The 4,145-nt window shown below is 60.8% G+C and carries 3 protein-coding genes and 1 pseudogene; all 4 read right to left on the bottom strand.

The window, feature by feature from the left end:
- The coding region (locus tag F618_RS0114460) for a hypothetical protein (protein WP_026331256.1) at positions 1-210 on the bottom strand (210 nt) is incomplete at its 3' end.
- Positions 211-410: 200 nt separating this feature from the next.
- A complete protein-coding gene (locus F618_RS0114455; protein WP_026331255.1) occupies positions 411-2,417 on the bottom strand; it encodes a S9 family peptidase in 2,007 nt (668 codons plus the stop codon).
- A 529-nt stretch (positions 2,418-2,946) separates the two neighbouring features.
- Entirely contained in the window at positions 2,947-3,819 is an 873-nt protein-coding gene (locus tag F618_RS0114445; RefSeq protein ID WP_019568997.1) for a sensor domain-containing diguanylate cyclase, read from the bottom strand.
- Between the two features lie 43 nt (positions 3,820-3,862).
- Positions 3,863-4,145, bottom strand: a pseudogene (locus F618_RS15130) (IS630 family transposase); the annotation flags it as partial.

Here is a 4,145-nt window from a genome sequence, read left to right as displayed (position 1 = left end):
TCCGCCCCCATCGCGCACCAGCAGGTGTACATGGTTGGAGGTCACTATGTAGTTGAGCACACAGAGTCCGTAACGCTGGCGCGCCTGGTACAGCCAGTAGCGCCAGAGCGTCCGGTCGCGGGCAAACTTCAGCAGAAACTCCTGCTTATGACACCGCTGAGTGATATGCCAGACATGGCCCGGCAGATGATGGCGATTCGCCCGTGGCATGGCTTCCCTCCCTGGAATGCCCATTTGATGGCCGAAATGACCGCTTTAAGCTCGAATCGCGGCCTTTCTAGACCGGTTTACCGCTGTTTTTCCGTAGGTTACCGAGGTCCGACCCCGTTATCCCTCCGTATCCCCATCCCTCTTCTCCCTTCTCCCCGACTGCCCCCCCCCGCCTCGCAATCAATGCCTCGCACTGCGGATCACGGTTTATGGCTCTCAAACCACTCGAGGATGAGTTCCAGGCGTTTGACCAGATTCACCGGAGTGCCGTCCCGGGACAGGTTGTGGCCTTCGCCATCGAATACCGCCAGCTCGCTCTCTACGTCGTTATTAAGCAGCGCGTAGAACCACTCCTGGCCCTGCCCGATCGGGGTCACCCGGTCATCGGTAGAGTGGATGATCAGCGTCGGCGTACTCACCTGGTCGGCGTACTTGAGCGGTGAGCGTCCCCAGTAATAGTCGTAGTTCGTCCAGATCGTGCCGCCAAACTCGGCATTCATCCTTGTCGGCACGTAGTCCTGGGTGCCGGCCTCAGAGATCCAGTTGGAGACACTGCGCTGGGTGACCGCCGCGCGGAAGCGATCGGTCTGCGTGGTGGTCCAGTTGGTCAGAAAGCCGCCATGGCTGCCACCGGTCAGAAACTGGCGCTCCTCGTCGATCCAGTCGTAGCGCTCCAACGCCGCGTCCAGGGCCTGCATGTTGTCGCGGTAGTCCACCCCACCGTAGTCCTGGTACACCGAGGCCTGGAACTCGTAACCGTAGCCGGTCGAACCCCGATAGTTGGTGAACAGCATCGCGTAGCCCGCGCCCGCGATCATCTGAAACTCGTGGAACCAGCGATGGCCCCACATATGCCCCGGACCGCCACGAATGTTCAACACCAGCGGCCAGTCATCGCCGGCGTCGAACCCTTTGGGCCGTAGCAGGAACGCATCCACCGTGCGGCCATCCTCGACCTCGTAGCTGAAGCGTTCGAGCTCGGTCCGGTAACGTGATTCCAACAGAGTGTCGTTGAAGCCCGTCAGGCGTCGCGACTCGAACCCGTCACTGTCGGCGACGTGCACCTCCGGCATCCGGGTTTCGTCTTCGACCAGCAAGGCCAGGGACTCGCCGTCGGCGGCAAAGTCGATATCGCTGAGAGCGGCTTCATCACCGAGGACCACCTCGCTGTCACCATCGGGGTGCAAGCGAATCAGTGGACGGCTGCCGCGGAAGTCCGCCAATACCAGGGGGCGATCGAACCCCTCGGGCCACCAGGCCTGCGTAACGGAGAAGTCCATGCCATCGTGCAGTACCTTGTGGTCGTCGTTGTCGATCCCGATGCGGTGCAGTTCCACGGGACGATAACGGTCGGACTGATAGAGAAAGGCGACCTGGCGCCCGTCGGGCGAGAACAGTGGGTCGGTGACACGCCCATCGGGCGCGGACAGCTTGCGTTCCTCACGGCTTTCGAGATCGAGCAGGTAGATGTCCTGATTGAAGCTGCCGTCGTACTCGCGGCCGCTGCGGTCGACATTGAACGCCAGGAAGCGGCCATCGGGCGAAACCGTCGGGTTGTTGTGGTTCCACTCGGCGTCCCCTGCCAAACGCTCGAGTTCGCCGCTTGCCGAATCCAGCAACCACAAGGTGCGGCGGCTCTCATCCAGCCAACCCTGCGACTCACGACGGCTGAGCGGCCGCGAATAGACCTTCACATCCGCCTGCGGTGCGTCATCCCCCTGCTCCTCCTGCGCGGGAGCCTCGACGGCCGGGTCGATGGTCAGGGTAACGATCAGGTGTTGACCATCAGGCAGCCAGGCAAAGTGAGAAAGATCGCCCTGTTCAATCTCGGTGATGGCATGGGCTTCACCACCGTCAATGGGTATCAGATGAATCTGGGCGTCCTCGTCGACGGTCCTCAAGAAGGCCACTTGCCGCCCATCGGGAGAAAAACGGGGATGACGATCGGACTCACCCTGGGTGAACTGGCTTGCCGATTCCGAGCCATCAGCCGGCACCATCCAGATGCTCGATTCCCGATTGCGGCGTTCATCGTCCACGCGACTGCGCACGAAGACGACATGGCCAGCATCCGGCGAAAGCCTCGGCTCGGTCGCGAACACGAAGTCGTAATAGTCGGCGGGCACCATCGGCTCCAGCGGCTCCGGCGGCTCCGCCCATACCGACGGCGTGTAGAAGATGACGATCAGCAACAGTGTTCGGGTCATGGAGTCCTCGAGGGAAAGGAAATGCTCCCGAGTTTGCCGCAACGAGATCATGGGTGTCCTTTTCTCGCCCGCCTGCGATGGACGTTCCGGGTCGCCGCCACGACGACGAGCGCGCATTCACCGTCTCCCGGCCGCAACGGTTCGATACCCCGCATCCCGGCAAGCGGCCGCGCAAGGGTTTGTACCCACCCATCGATCGAGAAGCCGCCCTGCAGAAGTAGCTGTTCCACTCCATCCGCGGAAAGACGCCGGGGTCAAACCTTGCCTTCCGCCGGAAACTTCCAGAGGCAAAAGGAGAGCTCTGAGCCCATAGCTCACCAGCTGGCGTGACCCAAACCAACGAGTCTCCGGGAAACCCGGGGCGGTTCACGCCCTTCCCGGCAGATGATGGCGATTCGCCCGCGGCATGGCTTCCCTCCCTGGAATGCCCATTTGATGGCCGAAATGACCGCTTTAAGCTCGAATCGCGGCCTTCCTAGACCGGTTTCGTTCGGCTATTCCGCACGTTACCGAGGTCCGACCCCCTTACTTAGGAGGTTTCCGAATGCCCCTTACCCCTTTTCCGCTTCACCCGGTACATTTCGCCATCCGCACGGCTCAGCAAGGTATCGGCGTCCTCTCCGTCAGCGGGATAGCAGGCCACGCCAATGCTACAAGACGGTATGATCCCGCCGAACTCGGCGCCCAGGGGCTCGTCCATGGCCGATTGAATGTGCTCGACCTTTCTGGAAACGGCACCCTCCACCTGGATATCCGTCAGCAGGACAATAAACTCATCCCCGCCCATCCGCGCCACCGTGTCCGTCTCCCGCACGCAGCCCTCCAGCCGCCGGGCGATCGTACAAAGCACACGGTCCCCCACCGCGTGTCCATGGACATCATTGATCACCTTGAAGTCGTTGATATCCAGAAACAGCAAGGCCAGGTGGTTCTGGTAGCGATGGGCCGAATGTATCGCCAGATCCAGGCGGTCATAGAACAGCGATCGGTTGGTCAGTCCTGTCAGCGGATCATGATGGGCGAGGAAGCGCAGTTCCTCCTCGGCCTGCCGCAGGGCCGTCACGTCCCGCGCAACCCCAATCCGCACACCCTCCTCCTCGACCCAGTGTGCCGACCAAAGGATGTACACGACACCGCCATCTTTGCGGATATAGCGGTTACGGAAATCGACGTGAGGCTTGCCCTCCATGACCCGAACAATGGAGGCCAGTGAGGCCGCCAGGTCTTCAGGATGCATATAGTCGGTGATCGTGGTTCCGATCAGCTCTTCTGCGCGATAACCAAGCAGATCCTCACAGGCATCGCTCACGAAGACGATCTGATTGTCCCGATCGACCACAAAGACCGTGTCGAGGATCAGATGGATCAGTCTGGCCGAGAGCGCTTGAAGGTCAACGGGCATTGGTCAAGGATATCTGGTCCACGGACTCACACTCTAGTGTCCTTTAACAAAAGTTCGTATTTTTATCGAGGCGATCGGTTAGACGGGCGATCGACGCGATAATTTGATCGGCTGTTTTGCGCCAGATGAACGGTCGAGGCTCATCGTTGTACGTCTTCAGGTATTCGCGGATGGAGTCTTCGAGTTCGCGAGTACTGCGATGCGATTGACGCTTGATCCAGCGCTGCGAGATGAGCGCGAAGAAGCGTTCGACCAGGTTGATCCAGGACGCCGAGGTCGGCGTGAAGTGCACGTGGTAGCGCGGTCGTGCAGCGAACCAGGCCCGA

The sequence above is a fragment of the Thioalkalivibrio sp. ALMg13-2 genome (assembly GCF_000381185.1).
GTDB classification, from domain to species: domain Bacteria; phylum Pseudomonadota; class Gammaproteobacteria; order Ectothiorhodospirales; family Ectothiorhodospiraceae; genus Thioalkalivibrio; species Thioalkalivibrio versutus.
The sequence above is the reverse complement of the archived record's forward strand: the minus strand, read 5'-3'. Positions and strand labels throughout refer to the sequence as shown.